Origin of the sequence: Sporosarcina oncorhynchi, from assembly GCF_033304615.1 — a bacterium.
In the GTDB taxonomy this organism is placed as follows: domain Bacteria; phylum Bacillota; class Bacilli; order Bacillales_A; family Planococcaceae; genus Sporosarcina; species Sporosarcina oncorhynchi.
Map to the genome: position 1 here is coordinate 881,286 of NZ_CP129118.1, position 21,708 is coordinate 902,993.

19 protein-coding genes and 1 pseudogene are annotated in these 21,708 nt (G+C 42.1%); 6 read left to right on the plus strand and 14 right to left on the minus strand.

Annotation, left to right across the window (positions count from 1 at the left end):
• Nucleotides 1–23: 23 nt before the first annotated feature.
• Together QWT69_RS04030 and QWT69_RS04035 are read right to left on the minus strand one after the other, a co-directional pair.
• Nucleotides 24–548, minus strand: a complete 525-nt coding sequence (locus tag QWT69_RS04030) for an STAS domain-containing protein (protein ID WP_317970896.1) — start codon at nucleotides 546–548, stop codon at nucleotides 24–26.
• Nucleotides 522–1,499: pseudogene (locus QWT69_RS04035) on the minus strand (SulP family inorganic anion transporter); the annotation flags it as partial. The pseudogene QWT69_RS04035 and the gene QWT69_RS04030, both read right to left, overlap by 27 nt.
• A 299-nt stretch (nucleotides 1,500–1,798) precedes the next feature.
• On the opposite strand from QWT69_RS04035, the gene QWT69_RS04040 reads away from it, so the two are divergent.
• Nucleotides 1,799–2,536 (plus strand): SDR family NAD(P)-dependent oxidoreductase, encoded by a 738-nt coding sequence (locus QWT69_RS04040; RefSeq protein ID WP_317969211.1) that lies wholly within the window; start codon nucleotides 1,799–1,801, stop codon nucleotides 2,534–2,536.
• Nucleotides 2,537–2,604: 68 nt separating this feature from the next.
• On the opposite strand, the gene QWT69_RS04045 is transcribed toward QWT69_RS04040, so the two are convergent.
• The 5 genes from QWT69_RS04045 to QWT69_RS04065 all read right to left on the minus strand — a co-directional run bounded on the left by QWT69_RS04045 (nucleotide 2,605) and on the right by QWT69_RS04065 (nucleotide 7,014).
• Nucleotides 2,605–4,260, minus strand: a complete 1,656-nt coding sequence (locus QWT69_RS04045; protein WP_317969213.1) for an ABC transporter ATP-binding protein — start codon at nucleotides 4,258–4,260, stop codon at nucleotides 2,605–2,607.
• The gene (locus tag QWT69_RS04050; protein ID WP_317969215.1) at nucleotides 4,257–5,024 is read right to left on the minus strand and encodes an energy-coupling factor transporter transmembrane component T family protein; all 768 of its coding nucleotides are present in this window, start codon (nucleotides 5,022–5,024) and stop codon (nucleotides 4,257–4,259) included. The genes QWT69_RS04045 and QWT69_RS04050 overlap by 4 nt, the downstream gene beginning before the upstream one ends.
• Nucleotides 5,025–5,039: 15 nt before the next feature.
• Entirely contained in the window at nucleotides 5,040–5,642 is a 603-nt protein-coding gene (locus QWT69_RS04055) for an ECF transporter S component (protein ID WP_317969216.1), read from the minus strand.
• Between the two features lie 142 nt (nucleotides 5,643–5,784).
• Nucleotides 5,785–6,531 (minus strand): NlpC/P60 family protein, encoded by a 747-nt coding sequence (locus QWT69_RS04060; RefSeq protein ID WP_317969217.1) that lies wholly within the window; start codon nucleotides 6,529–6,531, stop codon nucleotides 5,785–5,787.
• 135 nt (nucleotides 6,532–6,666) lie between these two features.
• Complete coding sequence (locus QWT69_RS04065; RefSeq protein WP_317969219.1) at nucleotides 6,667–7,014, minus strand: SCP2 sterol-binding domain-containing protein; 348 nt, start codon at nucleotides 7,012–7,014, stop codon at nucleotides 6,667–6,669.
• A gap of 211 nt (nucleotides 7,015–7,225) precedes the next feature.
• Between QWT69_RS04065 and QWT69_RS04070 the strand changes: the two genes are divergently transcribed.
• Nucleotides 7,226–9,139: a sensor domain-containing phosphodiesterase gene (locus QWT69_RS04070; RefSeq protein ID WP_317969221.1), complete on the plus strand. Its 1,914-nt coding sequence runs from the start codon at nucleotides 7,226–7,228 to the stop codon at nucleotides 9,137–9,139.
• A 122-nt stretch (nucleotides 9,140–9,261) separates the two neighbouring features.
• Here QWT69_RS04070 and QWT69_RS04075 read toward each other — a convergent pair whose 3' ends face one another.
• The 3 genes from QWT69_RS04075 to QWT69_RS04085 are packed head-to-tail and all read right to left on the minus strand — an operon-like array spanning nucleotide 9,262 to nucleotide 11,588.
• Entirely contained in the window at nucleotides 9,262–10,914 is a 1,653-nt protein-coding gene (locus QWT69_RS04075; protein ID WP_317969223.1) for a b(o/a)3-type cytochrome-c oxidase subunit 1, read from the minus strand.
• Entirely contained in the window at nucleotides 10,911–11,417 is a 507-nt protein-coding gene (locus QWT69_RS04080; protein WP_317969224.1) for a cytochrome c oxidase subunit II, read from the minus strand. The genes QWT69_RS04075 and QWT69_RS04080 overlap by 4 nt, the downstream gene beginning before the upstream one ends.
• Before the next feature lie 24 nt (nucleotides 11,418–11,441).
• A complete protein-coding gene (locus QWT69_RS04085; RefSeq protein ID WP_317969225.1) occupies nucleotides 11,442–11,588 on the minus strand; it encodes a cytochrome c oxidase subunit 2A in 147 nt (48 codons plus the stop codon).
• Nucleotides 11,589–11,939: 351 nt separating this feature from the next.
• On the opposite strand from QWT69_RS04085, the gene QWT69_RS04090 reads away from it, so the two are divergent.
• Nucleotides 11,940–12,644 carry a glucosamine-6-phosphate deaminase gene (locus QWT69_RS04090; protein ID WP_317969226.1) on the plus strand — a complete coding sequence of 235 codons (705 nt, stop codon included), beginning with the start codon at nucleotides 11,940–11,942 and terminating at the stop codon, nucleotides 12,642–12,644.
• Nucleotides 12,645–12,836: 192 nt separating this feature from the next.
• Nucleotides 12,837–13,331, plus strand: a complete 495-nt coding sequence (locus tag QWT69_RS04095) for a C40 family peptidase (RefSeq protein ID WP_317969228.1) — start codon at nucleotides 12,837–12,839, stop codon at nucleotides 13,329–13,331.
• Between the two features lie 570 nt (nucleotides 13,332–13,901).
• Here the strand turns inward: QWT69_RS04095 and QWT69_RS04100 are convergent.
• Together QWT69_RS04100 and secA2 are read right to left on the minus strand one after the other, a co-directional pair.
• Nucleotides 13,902–14,795, minus strand: coding sequence for an accessory Sec system S-layer assembly protein (locus tag QWT69_RS04100; RefSeq protein ID WP_317969230.1), 894 nt, complete (start codon nucleotides 14,793–14,795; stop codon nucleotides 13,902–13,904).
• The gene (gene secA2, locus QWT69_RS04105; RefSeq protein WP_317969232.1) at nucleotides 14,792–17,158 is read right to left on the minus strand and encodes an accessory Sec system translocase SecA2; all 2,367 of its coding nucleotides are present in this window, start codon (nucleotides 17,156–17,158) and stop codon (nucleotides 14,792–14,794) included. The genes QWT69_RS04100 and secA2 overlap by 4 nt, the downstream gene beginning before the upstream one ends.
• A 242-nt stretch (nucleotides 17,159–17,400) precedes the next feature.
• Between secA2 and QWT69_RS04110 the strand changes: the two genes are divergently transcribed.
• Nucleotides 17,401–18,444 (plus strand): glycosyltransferase family 4 protein, encoded by a 1,044-nt coding sequence (locus QWT69_RS04110; protein WP_317969234.1) that lies wholly within the window; start codon nucleotides 17,401–17,403, stop codon nucleotides 18,442–18,444.
• A 102-nt stretch (nucleotides 18,445–18,546) separates the two neighbouring features.
• Here the strand turns inward: QWT69_RS04110 and QWT69_RS04115 are convergent, their stop codons facing one another.
• Together QWT69_RS04115 and QWT69_RS04120 are read right to left on the minus strand one after the other, a co-directional pair.
• Entirely contained in the window at nucleotides 18,547–19,614 is a 1,068-nt protein-coding gene (locus tag QWT69_RS04115) for an LCP family protein (RefSeq protein WP_317969236.1), read from the minus strand.
• Between the two features lie 152 nt (nucleotides 19,615–19,766).
• Nucleotides 19,767–20,399 (minus strand): YigZ family protein, encoded by a 633-nt coding sequence (locus QWT69_RS04120; protein WP_317969238.1) that lies wholly within the window; start codon nucleotides 20,397–20,399, stop codon nucleotides 19,767–19,769.
• Nucleotides 20,400–20,542: 143 nt separating this feature from the next.
• Between QWT69_RS04120 and QWT69_RS04125 the strand changes: the two genes are divergently transcribed.
• On the plus strand, nucleotides 20,543–21,700 hold the full coding sequence (locus QWT69_RS04125) for a sensor histidine kinase (protein ID WP_317969240.1): 1,158 nt from the start codon (nucleotides 20,543–20,545) through the stop codon (nucleotides 21,698–21,700).
• Nucleotides 21,701–21,708: the final 8 nt, after the last annotated feature.

Genomic DNA, 21,708 nt, shown 5'->3' on the forward strand with positions numbered 1-21,708 from the left:
ACTTCTGCTTTCCTCTTTTACTATTACAAGAAAAAGTTCTCTTTTCCGATGCGATCATAAAGACCGTTACGTTTAAACAATGCGATTTTTTCTTTCGGCAGTTTCTTTACAACGACTTTCATTTCTTTGGCAGAGGCTCCATCAAGAAATGCAGATAAAGCGGCTTCACCGGTAGCATCGACTATCGATAAGTGCTCTAAATCTATTATGATCAACTTTGAATTCGTTGCCAGTAAATCAGGCATCTTGTCTTCGAAAACCTTAGCTGTACCGAAAAATAAAGGACCTTCCACAATGAATTTCGTTAAATCTTCACCAAATGTATGGCGTTCAACTTCAGAAGGAGAATGTTTGACAATACGTAACTTCCCGCTCATCTGACGCAAGAAGGAGATTGCGGCCAACAAGATTCCAACTTGGACGGCGACCGTCAAGTTGATGAAAATCGTCAAAAGGAAAGTGGTCAGCAGGACAATGGAGTCGCCTGATTTGATAGATAAGATGTGTAGAAATGCTTTCCTTGAACTCATATTCCAGGCGACGTACATCAAAATAGGTGCCATAGCAGCAAGTGGAATATAGGATGCATAGGGAGCGAAAAGCAAGATGAATAACAACACAAAAATACTTTGCACAATCCCGGAAACGGGACTGGTCGCACCAGATCGAATATTCGTAGCTGTTCGCGCAATCGCACCGGTCGCAGGTATTCCTCCGAATAACGGTGTGATAATATTGGCGATACCTTGGCCAAACAATTCTTTTTTAGAATTATGTTTAGGACCGTCCTTCATACCATCTGCGACGACAGCGGACAGTAAGGATTCGATTGCACCAAGTGAAGCAATGATTAAAGCGGGTTGCCACAGATTCACAAGTTTGGTTAATGATATTTCAGGGAAATGTATACTTGGCAGAGCGCGCGGGATTCCACCGAACGCGGTACCAATTGTTTCCACTTTTCAAGGGAAAAATAGAACGGATATCAATGTTGGGACAAGTAACGCAACGAGCAATAAGGGTACTCGGGGTGCAAGCTTCGGCAGAATGAACAGCAAAGCCACACCTATGATCGCAGTGAGTACGCTGAATAGGTTTATTGTATGAAACTGATGGAACACGGCGATCATATTTTCATGGAAAAATTCCTTGCTTTCAACACCCGTCAATCCGAAGAAATTAGCGAGTTGCCCCGTGAAAATGATGATGGCAATTCCCGTCGTGAATCCAATGGTAACTGAACGCGGTACAAAGTGGATCAGATTACTAATACCGATGAAACTCATAACGACAAGGATGATGCCTGCAAGAAATCCTGCCAGTAGCAAATCTTCGTAACCGTATTGCAATACGATTGCTAAAAGTATAGGGATAAAAGCGCCTGTAGGTCCGGCGATTTGAAAGCGGGACCCGCCGAATAAGGCAACAAGAAACCCGGCAATGATTGTCGTGTATAATCCATATTCGGGTTTGACACCTGAAGCAATGGCAAAAGCCATCCCGAGTGGAATGGCTACAATACCGACAGTGATCCCTGCCAACAGATCTTTACGGAAGCCGGCAGCATTATAATCGATGTATCGTTGATCTTTGAACAAGTTGTTCACTTCTTCCACCGTATATTATGCATCTATCATTATTATATGCTACAAACGCAGGCCTGACAAGTACTCGAGCGTCTTCTCAACAATGAAAAACCACAATGAACATGTTGCGGACATAGTTTGATTTACTTGTATTCGGTTAAGAAAAGGGCTAGTATTTAAGTGTTAAAACAATTAAAATGGAGTGATAAAACATGGGTAGATTTCAAGACAAAGTTGTATTTATAACTGGCGGAGCATCCGGTATGGGCGAAAGAATGGTCAGACAGTATTCTGAAGAAGGCGCAAAAGTGGTTGCTGCTGATATTAACGAAGATGCACTAAATGAAAAATGGGGTAGCTTCGATAACGTATTGACAATCAAATTGAATGTCACTTCTGATGAAGAGTGGGCAACTGCGATGAAAAAAGCAGTCGATGAACTAGGCGCAATTGATATATTGGTCAATAATGCGGGTATATCCACAGAAAAGCCGATGAATGATATTACAATCGAAGACTGGCGTCGTCTGTCCGATATTAACGGATTCGGAACATTCCTCGGTATGAAGCATGCACTTGAATATATGAAGCAAGCGAAGAAAGGTTCAATTGTTAACATCTCTTCGTATACCGCTTTAATTGGTATGGGAGTGAATCCTTATTCGGCTTCAAAAGGATCTGTCCGTGCGATTTCTAAAGCTGCTGCAGCTGATTTCGGTCAATATGGCGTGCGTGTCAATGCAGTATTCCCAGGTGTTATCGAAACGCCGATGACAGCATCGCTTGAAGGTGCAAAAGAAGTTGTGAATGGCCTTATTCGTATGACGCCGTTACAGCGTTTAGGTCAGCCTGAAGATATTGCAAACGCGGTGCTGTTCCTTTCTTCAGATGAAGCATCTTATATAACAGGTGCTGAACTTGTAATCGATGGTGGCTATTCAGCACGCTAATCCATAAGCAAAACGACATTGCCGTTTAGTTGGCAATGTCGTTTTTTTATAGAGAAAAATAATTCGAACTATATCAATTCGTCTACAGTAAGAACAATCTCTTCATATCCTGATTTTCTTACAAATTGGGTGAGATGAGGTTGTTCCACTCGGGTTTGGCGCAACTTATCTTTTTTAGCGAATGCATCGCGCGTAGAACCATCGAACAGCATCTGCCCGTCACTGAAAATGAGGGTCCTTCCAAATGTTTCCGCCACGAAATCCATATCGTGCAAAATGCAGATGACGAGTTTGTTCTGTTCATATAGAGAATGGATAATTTCTTTCATTTTCAGTTTGCCTAGGTGATCTTGGCCCATCGTCGGTTCGTCGAATATAATTACATTGGTATCCATCGCCAAAATGGAAGCAACGGCGACCATTTTACGTTCTGCCAGACTAAGATCATAAGGATTCTCATCAGATCGGTGAAGTAGTCCAACTAGTTCAAGCATTTTTTTCGTATTAGCGGCAGCTACTTCTTTAGACTGGCCAATAGTCAATGGACCGAACATCACTTCATCCCATACACTGTTTTTGAATATTTGATCGTTAGGGTTTTGGAAAACGAGTCCAATCTTACTTGCTAGTTTTGCCGCGGTAGAGGAAGAAATCGGTTTTCCATCGAGCTGTATTTCACCACTGTCCGGCTTTACTAACGCTTTTAATAGTTTAACAAAAGTCGATTTGCCCGCGCCGTTCTGCCCGATGATTGCAATGGGTTCACCTGTCAGCGAAACGTCTAGGCCGTTAATAATTCCTGTACCCTTATTATAGGCGAAATGAAGACTAGTGACGTCGATTGTAGAAGTGTTACTGCTAATCGGCATTATCTTTTCATAGTTGAAAGTCAGTGGCCGGTCGATGGCCATAGAATCTAATGTAACGGGGTATAGTCCAGTTTTCGAATTCTGCATTCCGAGTTTCCGTGATATTTTGGCATATAGTGGCGGCTCGACGCCGTATTGGAGCAAATCATCCCTTGAAAAAACTTCGGCAGGATTCCCGTCATGGACGATTTTACCTGCGTGCATGAGAAGAATCCGATCTGCATATTCCGCCATCTTTTCGAGCTTCTGTTCAACCATTATGATGGTCATACCTTGTTTCGATAGCATTTCTACAATCTTGAATACTTCTTCGGTACCTTCAGGATCCAACTGTGACGTAGGCTCATCGAGTACGAGTACATCAGGCTTCATGGCGATGACACTTGCGATTGCGACTCGTTGCATCTGTCCACCTGACAACGAAAATGGGTTTTCATCTTTCAACTTTTCGATATCCAGCATACGCATGGACTCATTTATACGGGTATGCATGTCATCTCGCGCAAGACCCATGTTTTCTAGACCAAATGCGATTTCGTCATAAACTGTGAACTTTGCACCGGTCATCTGAGAAAAGGGATTTTCAAATACGAGTCCAACTTTCGACGTAATGTCACTGATTTCATGGGTTAGAATGTCCATGCCGTCAATCGTGACAGTCCCTCCATACGCTCCTTTAAAGAAATGGGGGACTAGTCCGCAAAGTGCATAACATAATGTCGATTTTCCGGCGGTATTCATACCGACAATCCCGACAAACTCACCTTTTTCAACTGTGAAGGAAAGATTATTAATCGCCAACGTTTCACTGTCAGGATATTTATATTTCAACTGTTCGACTTGTACAATACTCATGCTATCACCCTCCAGACAATCGTCGCGACCAAAAATACCAATAATGCAATTCTTAATGGCCAACGATACGGATAGGTTTGATGTTCATGTAAATATGTACGTGGCCCCTTTGAATTGAATCCTCGAATTTCGAGGGCTATCGATCGTTCCCTTGTTTCATTCAACGAATTCAGTACAACAGGACCAAGGAGGGGGATGAACGACTTGAAACGCATCCATAGGCCGCCTTCCGTTTCTAGTCCACGTGCACGCTGCGCATCTGTGATTCTGCCGGTGAGCGTTATCATTTGCGGGATAATCTGTAAAACAGAAAGAAGAACATATGCAAAGCGCGGGGACAATCCTCTTTCCACAAGTGCTTCTACGAGGTCGTCAGGTTTTGTTGTCAAAATAAGCACGCCGAACGCGGAAATCATCGTAATGACGCGCAACGTGACAAGCAATGCTATAGAGAAGCCTTCCTTATAAATAGGGATTGTACCGATTTCAAATAACACGGTCGCCCGGTCGGGATGGAAGAATCCTTGGACGATTATAATGGAGGCGATGAGCAAGAAGCTTAATGCAATCACCGGTAAAATGTATTTGAACACTTTACCGATGAGTAGTAGCAAAAGAGTTGCTGTGAAGATACTTAATACAAAAAGATGATTCGGCATAATATAGGATGTGGAAACAGCAACAAAGACGTATAACAGCTTTGTTAGCGGATCCATTCGGTGTATTGGTGAATTTTTTTCTACATATAGCGTCATCGTCTTCATGTGTATCCCTCCACTTTACAACTTCTCGATTTCTCCGTGATTGTCATACATATTTTTGACGTTCTTTGGCAAACTTCTAAACAGCAGGAAGCTTAACAATACAGTGACGACTTTATCAGGTACGTCTACGACAATGCTGTCTGCAAACGAAGCAAACCATAAAGGCATGTCATTTGATAGCATTAGCGCGAATAACGCATCGCCCCAAATGTTTCCAGTCGTACCTTCCCAGAACATAATATTCAATGGTGTTGAAACTGTAGCTGCAATAAAACCGACAACAAGGCCAAGAACAATTGCTTTACCAGCACTGGAAATCCAGCCTTTATAAGCCATGATTCCAACTACAAGTCCAATCACAGCTTGTGTAATAGCATAGACGAAAGACACCGGGCTTGTTGTGAAACCGTAAATAACGTTATTTATAATACCGACGATCGCCCCAATAATTGGTCCTGCTAACATGGCTGATAATACCGTACCAATCGAGTCAACCCACAATGGCAGTTTCAGCAGTTCTGCAAATAATTTCCCCAAAAAGTTGATCCCGATTGCTGCTGGGATGAGTACAAGTGCTACTGTGGAAAATTGTAGTGACCACATACTTTTTCTTTTCATTTCGTCCACTCCCGTTCCTATTATAGGTGTCAAGACACATGACTATACTAAACTATATTTGAAGATTAAGGAAGACCTTAAAAAACTAATTTGAAAAAACGGCCAACTGGGAAGTAGTTGTCTTCACCTGTTGGCCGTTTGATTATTGAACGTTTTGAAGTTGGTTAAAACGGGTGAAACCGACGAATTTATCTTTCCAATAAACGGAATCGATTTTAGTGATTTCAACTTTTGTCGTACCCGCATGGATGAATTGCCCTTCACCTAAATAGATGCCCGCGTGGGAAATCCCTTTGCGGTATGTATTTTCAAAAAAGACTAAGTCTCCCGGAACTGGTTCGAGCACTTCCGTGGAATTATTGTACATGCCAAGAGTATCAAGGCGCTGTATGTCCAATCCTGCATTCGTAAACACATAGTGGATGAATCCACTGCAGTCAAAGCCTTCTGTCGTTGTACCCGCCCATTTGTATGGCGTATCGACCAAAGGGAGTGCAATATTTACCGTTTCCGTCTGAAGCGCTAGGGCCGACAGGGAGGGAAGTGTGGTTATGATTGGCTTGTCCGTGTTGGCTACAGGAGTTTTGAATTCACTTATCGAAGAAATCTGCTTCGTAACAGTGACACTTTTTTGAATGACCTCTTTATCATTTTTCTTAACGGAGGGACTCTTTTTAACTATGAGCTTTTGAGAAATGGTAATAGAGTCTTTTTCCAAACCGTTTAGCCCTTTCAACTCATCGACAGTCAATTTGTGAGTAGAAGCGATTTTCCAAAGCGTATCTCCAGTTTTGACTATATATTCATCGTTAGCGGCTTCAGCATTGCCTGACGCGATACATGCTGCGAGTAAGACAGACGCCGCAACTGAAAAAATGCCCTTTTTCACGCAAGTTTCCCCCTTTTTGACAAAATCCTATATGTCTATATTACTAGCAACCTATCGATTAAACAAGAGGAATAAAACAATAAAACGAAAATTCAATAAAAAAACGACTCCTTCAAAAAAGGAGTCGGGAGATGTTCATAATTGATATTCTTTCAACAGGTTTTCAAGTTTTAATGCAAGTCCGATATTCCCTTTCACTTTCAGCTTTCCCATCATAAAAGCTGCAGTCGAGTTCAGGTTACCACCGAGCAACTTTTTGAAATCAGATACGCTCATCTTAAGGGCACAATCGACTTCTTCCAGTTCACCTTGAATTGTCTCGGCTTTTCCATCTGCAAATTTCAATCCGAAATGACCGCCGTCATCACCCGATAGATCGAACGAATAGGTCGTATTCATCCCTTCTATCGGACCGGGATTCCCATTTAATTGTGTATCAATTTCTTTCCAAACGTCATCCATACTCATATCCTTCAAGTCCATTTCCTGCACCATCCTATCTCGTAATGAGTGATTATTCATTCATTATAACATGAAAATGAAAATTAATATGAATGAAACCCATTTTATAAACAGAACAGCTGGCTTATCCAGGAACAATTATGAAAAAATTAGGGTAATCGACTTAAAGTATGCGTTCATTATGACGATAAGAGGAATAGATACTATTTTTAGAGTAGGGAGGTGTGAATAGTTGAGATTACAATCTGATGAAGACATTACCCTCATATTAGAAGAACTTAGCAGTAAGCAGGAATTCATCTTCACGCAAGCGAAAGAATTAAACATTACGATGGAATCGATTACCTCGACTCTTGAGGAATTATGTCTCCGTATATCCAAAATCATGGTTTGTGAGAAAATCAGCATATGGCTATTTAATCAGGATCGAACAAAATTAACTTCGCAAACACTATACATATCTGGTGAATCGAATCATCTAGTGACAGAAGTGATGTTGCAAAAAGAAGCACCCTCTTATTTTAAGGCCGTCCAAAATCAGCGCGTCCTTGCCATTGAAGATGTGGCAAGTCATCCAGCTGCCATAGAAATCAATAAAAAATCGGCTTATCAAAACGGTGAAATCCAGTCGATGATCGACGCTTCAATTATTTTGAGTAAAGGGATTGGCGGTATCGTCTGTTGTGAGTCTGCCAGCAAAAGAGAGTGGACGAGCTTGGATAAGGTGCTCGTCGCCTCAATTGCTGATATGCTATCATTCGTGTTTGATCGTCTCGAAAGAATTGAAGTCGAACAGCATGTCAATAAACTGGCTTACACAGATCTAACGACTGAGCTTGATAACCATCATTCTTTCACTGAGAAAGTGACGAACGATCTTCAGAAACTGAATAGAGAGCAAAAAGGCGTTTTCATTTATCTTGTATTGGATCAATTTACGGAAGTCCAGGCGGTTCTTGGTCCAGACGGTTCCAACAAGATGTTGAAAATTACGGCTGAACGGTTGAAAGAAGTATTTCTTCCCCCAGCTCGGATTACACGTATCGGATTAGATCATTTTATTGTTTTTTATCCGTATGAGAAAAAACGAAAACATGAAATCGGAGATCTGATTGACGGGATGACGGATAAGATGAAATTTCCGATGTTCATCTCCGGTCAGGAAGTGTATATGACTGTCAGTTATGGTATTGCAATCTATCCCGATCATGTGCTCAACGTGAAATATGGGATCCAGGCTTCATATATGGCATTACAATCAGGTCGAAAAATTTCCAATCGTAAAACAACAAGTGTCTACAAGGCGGACATGCATACGTATTTGAAAGAAAGTATGCTCTCTGAGATGAATCTGCGCAAAGGTTTGGATCTGAATGAATTCGAATTGCATTATCAGCCGCAAGTAAATTGCCGCACAGGTGAAGTCGTCGGTTTCGAGGCATTACTGCGATGGCGTCATCCGGAGCGCGGCCTCATTTTTCCTGCAGACTTCATAGATCTTGCCGAATCGACAGGGCTGATTACGCCGATTGGAGAATGGGTCATCAAAGAATCGACGATGCAAATTAATAGATGGAAAAAGATTGGAATCGATAATGTATCTATATCCATTAACTTATCACCTCGGCATTTCCTGCACCATACATTGCCATTCTATTTGGATAAATGTATCACAGAGGCGGGAATAAAAGCCGAAAAGGTCGTTCTTGAAATTACCGAAAATGTGGCGCTTGAAGACCAGCAGGCCGTTACGAGTCGCATTAATCTATTGAAGGACATGGGTTATGCTATTTCAATAGATGATTTCGGTAAGGGGTATTCCGCATTTATCTATTTGCAGCATTTTCCGGTACGTGAAATTAAAATCGACCGTGAATTCATCTCGGAACTCGGTAATAATAGTAAAAGTACAGGCATCGTCCAGACAATTATCCATCTTGCTGAAATGCTCGGATTGCGTACGATTGGCGAAGGTGTAGAAACAAAAGAGCAATGGGATATATTGAAGCAACTAGGCTGTTCGGATTTACAAGGGTATTATTTTAGCAGACCGCTTGAAGTCGATGTCATTAATAAATTGTTCGAAGAGTACGGCAGGGGCGGTAAATTGATACTCCCGCATGCTAAAGATCTCACTGCTGTTTAATGAATTCATCAAAAAGTCTGTCGTGGAAGGTGGAACCACACCTATCTACGACAGACTTTTTTCTTGAAGATAAAAGAGACGTTGAACAACGATTTGTTGTCCAGCGTCTCTTTCGTATAGGTTTATCTACCGATCGGCCAATCGAATGGAACTGAGCCAGGAGGTGAGTGTTTCAAAATATCGATGATTGGAATCGTATACGCGAACAAAATCAGCGCGATTGTGATTCCGATCCACAAGTACCAGTTTTCAAGAATCTTAGGTGTCGGTTCTGCATCAATCTCCTCTTCAGCAATCGGGAATTCTTCGACGCCACGCGGGGCGAAGAATGCCAACTGGATGAAGATATACGTCATCAGAATGATTGCGATGAACAGAATCGTACCACCGACTGCTTGTGCGATTTGATAATTGATCCAAGTGTCAACTTGAGCACCGCCTGCATAGTTTGAGAAGTTGGAACGTCTAGGACCACCAAGCAATCCTTGAATATGCATAGATGTGGACATGATTGTCATACCGAACGTCCAGATGATTGTTTGAATGATTCCGAGTTTATTTAGCTTCGGAGTCAAGCGGCGTCCTGTTAAATGTGGCACCAGCCAGTAGGCGATACCGAAATAGGTCAAGATGACTGTTGTCGCAACCGTTAAGTGGAAGTGACCAGTAACCCAAATCGTATTATGGATTAACGAATTCATTTGGTGAGATGCGTTAACAATTCCGCCCGCTCCACCAGGAATGAATGCGACCATACCGATGAATGGTGCAAAGAAACGTACGTCTTTCCACGGTAATTTCTTAAACCATCCGAATAGACTTTTATAGCCTTTACGTCTTCCAGTTGTTTCAAATGTAGCGAAAATCGAGAATGCAGTCATCAGTGAAGGAATGACAACCATGAATGTCAATACAACCTGAATGAATTTCCAAGTTGGATCGATACCCGGTTCAGTTAACTGATGGTGGAATCCGACAGGGATTGAGAACATTAAGAGAAGAATAAATGCTAGTCTTGCAAGTGAATCACTGAATAACTTCCCGCCAATAATTTTCGGGATGATTGCGTACCAAGCCATATAAGCCGGAAGCAACCAGAAGTAAACTAATGGGTGACCGAAATACCAAAATAATGTACGGCTCAATAGTACGTTAATGGTTTCAGCATACCCAAGGGACCAAGGGATGAACTGTACTAAAACGGATGTTGCGACACCAAGTGAAGCGATGAACCACATGGCCATATTAATCGTAACCATGAATGCCAGCAACGGTGATTTTTCACCGGGATGTGCTTTTTTCCATACATATAATTGACGGAAGTTCGTGAAAACGGCAATCCAGCTACCTACGATTACGAGAGCTAGACCAATATAGAATGCAACGTGTGCACGTAATGGCGCATAGAATGTATATAATACGTTGGCTTGACCGACTAGAATTGTAACCGCAGCAATAACGGTACCGACGAGCATTGTCCAGAACGAAATCCATGCCCATTTACGTTGTTTATCGGATAGGCCAACCGTCTTTCCCAGTAGAGCGAATTGGAATCCGATGATGAAGAACGTTGTTAATACTAATCCCAGGATAACGCCGTGGACTGTTAAAATTGTATAATAATTAATGCCGAATGGTAATTGGAACTCGCCTGAACGTGCCAATGTCTGTAGTAAACCCATTAGACCACCAATCAGGAGTGAAGCAAATGTGACATACATGAATGACATGTATAGACGGGATTCTTTCTTTGAAAAATTCATATGTTTATTCATTCGTCATACACCTCCACTGTTGCGAACATTTGATGGTGACCGACGCCGCAGTATTCATTACATACGACAGTGAATTCACCTGCGTTTTTCATGACTGTTTCCAGCCTACTAATGTGACCAGGCTCTACCATCATATTGACGTTTGTGCCTGCAACTTGGAAGCCGTGTACGACGTCCTTAGTAGTAACTTGGAACAAGACTGTTGAACCTTTTGGTACACGAATTGTTTTAACTGGTTTATCATTCTCATCATTTCCGATATCATAATTAAATGCGGAAGCAACGATATTGACGATGTATTTTCCATCCGCAACTTCTTGAAGACCCAGATTTTCAGGTTTGAATGATTCATGCGCTTCGACGTTCTGCGGATCGATTGTTTCGATATGGCTTTGCGGATGAGTCCCTTTCCAAAATGCTGCAAATCCGATAATAAGTAAAAATAGTGCGAGTGAAGCTAATCCGAATACAAGCCAGATCTTTTCATATTTATGCAAATGCATCGATTTTCCTCCTAACAGTTTTCATTATCTTGATAAAAAGAGTGCGTAAAGCCCAAACCACATAATGAGGATAAAGACTCCTACCAACATTACAGATATAAACGTTCCTTTTAGATTGATGCCTGAATCGTCACTTTTTGTCGAATGCTGTTTAGAATTTTCTTTAGCCATTCATTCCACCTCCTGCTTAACAATGTTGTTTGCTGATACTTTTATCATAAGCAATTACAGGAAATAGAGAATTAGGGATTTCCCTATGAATCATTCGAAAGACTTCAAGTTCACAATTTATACAAATCGCCTTCAAACTTTCGCCACACTTCTAATAGTAGTGAATATTCATAGTTAAAATTCGACATGAATTGACAGATAGGAACTTTCATGTTTTTGGAACGTCATAATAGGGAAAGGAAGTATAGTTATCCTTTTTGTGTAAATTATCCGTTTAATTGACCATACTGGTGATGGAATTTACAATTAGAAGAGTGAGAAAAAATCTAAAATGAAAGTCGGTTGAGAACGATGGAGAAATGTAAATTTATTCAAGTGCAAAGTCCTGAAGAGGGAGCGGAACAGTTTTACCAACTGTTAAAAGAAGAACTTGAGAACGATAGACTTCAAGTGCTCGGATTGGCGACAGGCAGTACAATGATCCCCGTTTATAAGAAACTGACGGAATCAGCACTGGATTTCTCAAATGTAACGACATTTAACCTGGATGAATATGTTGGTTTGACTGCATCCAGTCCAAATAGCTATGCATATTTCATGAACGATCATCTATTCAGCAAAAAGAAATTTAAGGATACAAATATTCCTAACGGCGTGGCTCCAGACTTAGATGCAGAATGCACGCGATATGAAAGGGCTCTGCAAGATGCGAAACTCGATATCCAGCTGCTTGGCGTAGGAGAGAACGGGCATATCGCATTCAACGAACCAGGAACGCCTGCAGATTCCGTTACGCATGTAGCGACATTAACGGATTCCACTTTAGGCGTAAACAGCCAATACTTCGAAAATGATGAAAAAATCCCGGAAACTGCATTGACGATGGGAATCGCATCCATCCTTAGTGCGAAAAAACTCGTTTTACTCGCTTTCGGTGAAAAGAAAAGACCCGCATTGATGAAAGTGCTTGAAGGTAAGGTAGATCAAGATTGGACGATTACCTACTTGCTGGAACATGATGATGTGATAATCATTACGGATCTAGACTTGAAATAAAACATGACTAAAAGCCGCATCCTATTTAATAGGATGCGGCTTTTATTGAATGTAACATTAATTTCATTAATCTGACTAATGGTATTCCATTTGTCATGTTTCTGTTACATAACTGTAATATAGGACGAGCATAGGTCATGGTAAAGTTATCTCAGATGATTTTTTCAGATAAATATAAATTTGGGGGAACATATGAGAATCTTAGCACATGCACAGAAATCCTTAGTGATTTTAGCGATTACATTTGTATTATTTGTCACTCCATTCATTGAACAAGCTCAAGCTTCTTCTCCAGATGCAGTGGCATTAATCGATACGGCCACAAGTTTAAAAGGTATTAAGTATAAATACGGTGGCACGACAACAGCTGGTTTCGACTGTTCAGGCTATATTCAATTTGTTTTCAAAAAACATGACGTCAATTTGCCACGTACGACATCGGGCATGCACGCGACTGGCGTCGAAGTTAACAAGTCCGACTTGATCGCTGGTGATCTCGTTTTCTTCAATACGACAGGTAAAGGTGTTTCTCACGTAGGCATGTATGTGGGCGATGGTAAGTTCGCTCATGCATCCACATCAAAAGGTGTACGTGTAGATGCACTTGACGACCCGTACTATTGGGGCAAGCGCTACATAGGCGCAAAACGTATCAACGGTGTCAGCAATGTTGCTTACGCAAAATAAGTATAATTGTAGATAGGCAGATCTCCTTTTAGGGGGTCTGTTTTTTTGTGTGGAGAATATATATTTTGGTTGCGGGGTTGTTACGTTTCGATACGAAGCGTCTATGTTTCGATACGCTGCGTTTACGTTACGTTGCGCGTGCTACGTTTCGATACGAAGAGTCTACGTTGTGATACGACGCTGCTACGTTTCGATACGGTATGTTTACGTTTCGTTGCGTTGTTTACGTTTCGATACGAAGTCTACGTTGTGATACGACGCTGCTACGTTTCGATACGGCATGTTTACGTTACGTTGCGCGTGCTACGTTTCGATACGAAGGGTCTACGTTGTGATACGAAGCATCTACGTTTCGATACGCCGCGTTTACGTTTCGTTGCGCGTGCTACGTTTCGATACGAAGAGTCTACGTTGTGATACGAAGCCGCTACGTTTCGATACGGCATGTTTACGTTTCGTTGCGCTACAGTTACGTTTCGATACGCACTCTCTACATTTCATTACTCTCAAATCCATTTACCTACAAACAAAAAAGAAGCCGCAACAACTGCGGCTTCTTTCATATTATCATTATTGTGGAACGCGGATTGTCCAACGGGAGAAGTCTGGCTCTTCTTTTTGAACCATCTCTTTTGGATAGATGAACGTCCATGGTTTAGATGTATTCGCCTTGACGGATAGTGGCGCAAGGTCAAATGATCCTTTTGCAACCATTTCGCCCGTAGCGTCGATCAGTTCCAATGGCAACTTTTCAATGTTGATTTGTTTCGAGTGGCCATTGCGGATGAAGATGGAAGCGGCGATGCTGCCGTCATCCTGTGTCTTCACTTGGAATCCTGCGAAGTTTACTTCACGCGGTTTCAATTTCGGCATGCCTTCGACAGCTTTTGCAAGCGCGTCTTTCTGCTCGGTAGACAAACCGTCTTCCCAAGCTTGTTCAAGTTCAAGCTTGTGAGGCACCATTGACTGCACGTTAAAAGCAAGCTTCCAGTTTTCAGCAGGCGGTTCTTCTGCAAAGATGTTTTCTTTCGTGAAGACGAATACCCAAGGACGCGCGCTGCGTGCTGGGATTTCACCAAGTTCGTTCAAATCGAATTCTTGTGATGCAATTGTTTTTCCTTCATCATCAAGCAACATCAGTTCAACGGATCCGACTGTAATCGCTTGTTCTAAAGAAGAACGGAAAAATGATTTCACTAGCCAGCTGCCATTTGCTGGTTCAACATCGATATCGATACCGGATAGAGAAATCTGGTTAGGTTTTAATGGTTCCAGCTCATTCGATAGAAAACGGAAAACGTATTCTTGTTCTTGTGAAAGAGCCCATTGTGGATGAAGGGAAAGTGTTGTCTCGACTTCTTCCGTGCCTTCAGATTGTGCACTTCCTTCTAAAATTTCATCGGAACTGATTGTACTGTCTGCTCCGGTCTTTTCGGTTTTTTTGAACATAGAGAAAAGTTTCATGATTCTTGTGCCTCCTGTTGTTGTGAGATGAGCTTCATGAAGCCGATGACTTCAGATGCAATGTTGCGACGCAATTTCTGGTAATGCGTTCCGAACAGTTCCAATCCTTCACGTTGATAAATACGCATCGGGTCTTCTTGTCCATACGAACGTAAGCCGATTCCTTCTTTCAGGCGCGCCATCACTTCCAGATGTTTTACCCATGTCGTATCGATATGGCTCAACATGACTTGTGGAATGATGTCATTCACTTGTTCATTATCTGTGAAGAAATCGAGATAATCAAACAGTTGGGCCACAGGTTCTTTATAGACTTTTAGGATATCGGCTGGTCGTTCAAGATTACGCGGCAAAGTAAAGGGTTCCAATAATAGCCCATTTAACGTTTTCTCAATTCGGTCGAAATTGAAGTTATCTGGTGTCTCATCTTCAGGACAGCTGTCATAAACGACAAATTCGACTGCCTCTGACACCATTGTTTTCAATTGTTCCAAAAGGTTTTCACGTTCTAAAACTTTATCACGCAATGAATAGAGGACACCGCGCTGGTCATTGATGACGTCATCCAGTTTAAGATTGTACTCACGCATGGAGAAGTGTGCACCTTCAACGATCCGTTGTGTGCGCTCAGTCAGTTCATCGACTTCCGGATTCTTGATCAATCCATCTTCATCCGCTTTTACTTTTTTTGTGAATTTTTCGATATCATCTTTAGCAAAACGTTTGAACATATCATCTTCTAAAGACAGGAAGAATTGACTTTCCCCGTGATCACCTTGACGACCTGAACGACCACGTAACTGATTATCGATTCGGCGACTTTCGTGCTTCTCGGTCCCTAGCACAAACAGTCCACCATTCTCTTCGACACCTTCACCGAGGACGATGTCAGTTCCGCGCCCTGCCATATTTGTGGCAACAGTGATATGGCCGTATTGGCCCGCTTGAGAGATCAAATCGACTTCCTGCTCGACACTTTTTGCATTCAATAGATGATAGTTGAGCTTCTTTTTATCTAGATGTTCTGCGACTTTTTCAGATTGTAAAATCGAAGTCGTTCCAACGAGAACAGGTTGTCCCTTTTCATGACGTTTTGCGACTTCTTCTGCAACTGCATTGTATTTTTGATCGATTGTGACAAAGACTTTGTCAGGTGAATCGATTCTGGCACGTGGCCGGTTCGTTGGAATTTGAATAACTTCCATATTGTATACTTCACGGAATTCCTTGTCCTGCGTTTTGGCAGTTCCGGTCATCCCGCTCAGGCTCGGGTACATTCTGAAATAGTTCTGGATTGTAATCTGTGCCTGGGCTTTATTCTCGTCAGTGATTGGAAGGCCTTCTTTCGCTTCGATGGCCTGGTGCAATCCGTCGGAAAGTGTACGTCCTTCCATGATGCGTCCTGTAAACATATCGACGAGCTCGATCTTGTCGTCTTTTACAATATAATCGACATCACGCTCGAAGATGACGTAGGCGCGGACTGCTTGAATCATATAATGGTAGAGAGTCTGATGCTCGAGTTCGTAAAGGTTGTCAATGCCGAATGCTTTTTCGACTTGCTCGATGCCATCGTCGGTCAACGATGTTGCTTTTGTTTCATCATCGAAATCGAAATGGACACCTTTTTTGAACCGTTTTGCGAGTCTTGCAGCAATCATATGCAAATCTCCGTCAGCCTGCATTTTACCGGCAACAATCAACGGTGTTTTCGCTTCATCGATCAATACGCTGTCTACTTCATCAATAATGGCGAAGTGGTAAGGGCGTTGCACTTTTTGCGAAGTATGTTGGACCATATTATCACGAAGATAATCAAATCCGAATTCCGTACCAACACCGTAAGTGATGTCAGCCATATAAGCATTTTGCTTTGCTGGACCCTGCATCATTGGAACGTTCAAGCCGACCGTCAAACCAAGAAAACGATGGATCTGGCCAATCTGTTCGTAGTCACGTTTTGCAAGATAATCGTTTACCGTAATTACGTGGACACCTTTTCCTTCTAATGCCCGCAAATAAGAAGGCAGCGAAGCGACAAGTGTTTTCCCTTCACCCGTAGGCATTTCTGCAATATTCCCTTCAGACAGCACCATGCCGCCGATCAGTTGAACATCAAAATGCCGCATACCGAGCACCCTTTTGGATGCCTCACGGACAACGGCGAACGCTTCAGGAAGAATCGATTCGATTTTAGTGCCTTCCGCAACTTGTGATTTGAAAACTTCCGTCATATGTGCAAGTTCTTCATCTGAAAGTGTTTCATACTTAGATTCTAAATCATTTATCTGTTTAGCAACTTTTCGGTATTTACGAAGTTGTCTTTCGCTCGTTTGATTTGAACGTTTAAAAATTGATAACATAGTAGTAGACGCTCCTTTAACTTTATCCTTCTAAAAAGGATACGGTTCCATTTTATCAAACTATCGGGGAAAAGACTACCTTGATTGAATAAATGGGATTAGTAGATTAAGGATAGATTGTACGGAATGAGGGTATACCAGATTCAACTGCAGTATTTCGCTAACTTGAATGCTTTCTGGTACTGAATATGCTATACTACTTGTGGCTAATTAAATCAATATTTTATTCGGGGAGGAAGGACATGTTATTCCTTGCAATGGCGGCTGCATTCATAGCTTCCATCATACTAACTCCGCTTGTCATCAAATTCGCACATAGGATTGGGGCAGTCGACCATCCAAATTACCGCAAAGTGCATGCTGCTGTAATGCCGCGAATTGGCGGACTGGCAATATTCGGCGCATTTGCTGTCGGTTATTTACTATTACGTCCTCAAGATGATCACGCCATGGGAATTCTCATTGGTGCAGTCATCATTATCATCATCGGTTTTCTTGATGATATGCTCGATATTACTGCAAAAGCAAAATTGCTGGGCCAAATTGCTGCTGCGCTCGTAGTCGTGACGTATGGCGGTTTACAAATTGAATTCATTAACTTGCCTTTTTACGGCCAATTTAGTTTTGGCTATTTTAGTATACCTATTACGATTTTATGGATTGTTGGAATTGCCAATGCCATTAACTTAATTGATGGACTTGACGGACTTGCGGCGGGGGTTTCGACAATCGCGCTCATTTCCATTACAGTGATGGCAGTTATTATGGCAGACGTTTTCGTTATCGCGACGGCTTCAATTTTAGCAGCTAGTTCACTTGGATTCTTGACGTTTAATTTTCATCCTGCCAAGATTTTTATGGGGGATACAGGATCATTGTTTCTCGGTTATATGATTGCAGTTCTTGCGCTGTTAGGATTTAAGAACATTGCTGTCGTATCGTTGCTCATCCCGATCATCATACTTGGTGTTCCGGTGTCAGATACATTCTTTGCGATCGTGCGTCGTATACGGATGAAACAGCCCGTTTCAGCTCCTGACAAATCGCATTTACATCATTGCCTGCTACGTGCAGGATTCTCACATAGACAGACAGTGCTAATCATCTACGGACTTGCGATTCTGTTCGGTGTCGCAGCCGTCATCTTCTCCCAAGCTACAGTTTGGGGTGCGATTGTGCTTGCGGTCGTCATTCTGATCGCTGTTGAGTTGTTTGTAGAAATCATCGGACTTGCCGGAACTAATTACCGGCCTTTATTAAATCTTGTCCGGATGATTGGGAAATAATCATATTGCGCTAAATAAACGGCGGCTTGCATTTAACATGCAGGCCGCCGTTTTTATTGTTCATATGAAAAAGCCATTCCGGAGGGGAATGGCTTTTAGTTATCAGTTTGTGAAATCACTGCTGCCCTCAGCAGTTTCATCCACCGTACCGATTGTATTGCTGTTGCTATCCGTTAATGTCGAAGAATCAGGTATTAAGCCTAAATGCGATTTGAGTATTTGTTGTACGTTTTGGAGATCATTTTCGTTCAACTTATAATAGTAGACTCCTGTTGACCAGTCATCATAACCTTGCAGACTAAGTGTATCAATTTTAGGTGTACCGCCTTTTGCATATTCCCAGAAAGACGTCATTTCTTTGAATGTCATATCTGTTTTCATGTTATCGCCGACCGCTTCAATCACATCACCGTATTTCGTGATAGACTTCACAGACACCATTTCTTTGATAATTGCTTGTAAAATCATTTGCTGACGCTTTCCTCGTTCGATGTCACTATCCAACTTCCGTGTTCTTGCCAATGCTAACGTATGTCTACCGTCAAGCACTTGCAGCCCTTTTTTCAGCTGGATGGCATTTTTATCATTTTCGTCCTTTTCCAGACGGTCGTAAGGGACTTCTACTTCAACGCCGCCAAGAGCATCAACGACTTCGATAAATGCATTGAAGTTCATCTTTACGTAGTAATCAAGAGGAATATCAAGCATTTCTTCTACAGCTTCGATAGAGGCGTGTGTTCCGCCGAAAGCATGTGCATGTGTAATTTTATCTTTATAACCGACTTTTGGAATATAAACATACGAATCGCGGGGAATACTCAATAGTTTGACTGATTTCTCCTCGGGATTGAATGTTGCAACAAGTAAAGCATCCGAACGGCTTCCGCTATTGTTCATCTGGCGCGCTTCGCTGTCATCGACACCAATGAGCAGAATGGAGACATTGTCTTTAGCGGGCTCGATTTTTACTTCGCCTCGTAATTCTGACTTCGGTGTTTCTGGTACAGCTTCATAAGCACGATCAACGGCCTGTTCAGCTTTTTGCTGTAATGATAACGCATAGGCTGAAACAACGAGTAGGGAAGTGAAAGCCATAAGAAGACCGACTTTTATTGCTAATCTAGATTTGGAAGTCTTCTTTTTCATTTTTTTATAATCTGTCCTTTTCATTTACATAAAAGCCCCCAGCATCGGCCTGGGAATAGAAGCCCAAGCGAATTTATGTTCAATTGAAGCTGACTCGAAAAATAGAGTTTAGTAAAATGCGAATAAACGTCAACTTTCTCCATTATACTATTAAATTCTCACTTCGTATACTATTATCAGTTATCGAATTCGAGGAAAGAAGTAGAAAGAGGGGAGATTTCTGCTTGACCGCTTGTCAATTCAGTCATCCATGCGGTAAATGCATCGATCTCGTTAATAGGAACATTTATCATCAGACTGACGTCCTCTTCATAGACGATCTTAACAAGCGGATATGTGGACTGCCTTGCTTCGTTTTCTACTTTACCAAGCCATGTGTAATCGATGGACACTTTCATGAGCTGATGGAGTTTACGCTCGACGACACCTGTCGCAGCAATCCCCTCTGTCGTTGCACGGCCATACGCGCGGATCAATCCGCCACCACCGAGCTTGATGCCGCCAAAATAACGGGTGACGACAACAGCGGTATCTTTCAGCCCTTGCTTCTTGAGAACTTCGAGCATGGGGAATCCCGCTGTACCTGAAGGTTCTCCATCGTCATTCGCTTTTTGGATATGGTCATGCTCGCCGATAATGTAGGCCGAGCAGTTGTGGGTTGCTGTATGGTGCATCTTTTTGATGTCATTAATAAATTCGATTGCCTCGTCCTCAGTTTCGACACGTTTGACATATGTGAGGAATCTTGATTTTTGAATGACCAGTTCACTTTCCCCGGAAAGCCTTACTGTTCTATAGTCCGCTCGCATTTGCAGCACTCCTATCACTTGTAATACAATCGTAATACGCAATTAGTTATATGATGATATAATAATAAAGTGTATAAGGAATTATGAAATACTGCAACAATACCTATGTTGCGTGTGTTGATTTCCAGACGGGAGAGGTTCGATTGGCAGAGAAAACTATAGATATCCAAAGCCTGGAACATATATTCGATAACATGGTCAACGTAATGGATCAGTCTAAAAATGATATCTTCACCATTAGCGAGCAAAGCCGCCAAGCCTTCCAGGAGATGCAAAACGAACTGGGTATCATCAAAGAAGAGATTTCCCGGGTAATAACAGAAGGCGATTACTTGGAAGACATGACACGTCATTCTAGAAGAAGATTGGCTGACGTTTCCAAAAACTTCATGAAATTTTCCGAAGAGGAAGTCCGTAAGGCATATGAAACGGCCAATGATTTACTCGTGAGATTGTCGATTAATCGCATGGAAGAGAAACAGTTGCGGGTGAGGCGTGATGAGCTCGATCGACGTATTGCGGCATTACTCGACACGATTGAACGTGCAGACCAGCTTGTTAACCAAGTAACGACAGTCATCACCTATTTGACATCAGACTTGAAAAAGGTCGGTGAGGCGCTAGAATCTGCTAGGCAGAAACAAGATTTTGCTATTCAGATCATCCAGGCACAAGAAGATGAGCGCAAACGTCTGTCGCGTGATATTCATGACGGTCCTGCACAAATGCTGGCAAACGTTCTGCTTCGTTCAGGGTTAATTGAAAGAACGTACACGGAGAAAGGTCCGGTTGAGGCGTTATCGGAACTGAATCAGTTAAAAGAAATGGTTCGAAATGCATTGCTGGAAGTACGGCGGATTATCTATGATCTGCGTCCGATGGCATTGGATGATCTCGGATTAATCCCGACGCTTCGAAAATACGTTTCCACCGTGATGGAATATGAGAAGGATGTCACAATCCACTTCATGAACAATGGCACGGAGAAACGTTTTGAATCGAATTTTGAAGTTGGCATCTTCAGGCTTGTCCAAGAATGCATATCAAATGCACTTAAACATGGAAATTCAAGAGATGTTTGGGTGAAAGTCGAATGGCTTCGTGATACAATGAATATAGTCGTGAAGGACAATGGCAAAGGTTTTGACCAAAATCAAACTAAAGAGAAATCATTTGGCATAATCGGAATGCGGGAACGTATCGAATTGCTGAAAGGTGAGATGAAAATCATTTCATCCATCGGCAATGGCACTACTGTGTTCTTCCGTGTTCCGTTACTGGAAACTAATCTTGTTGAATAGGGTATTGG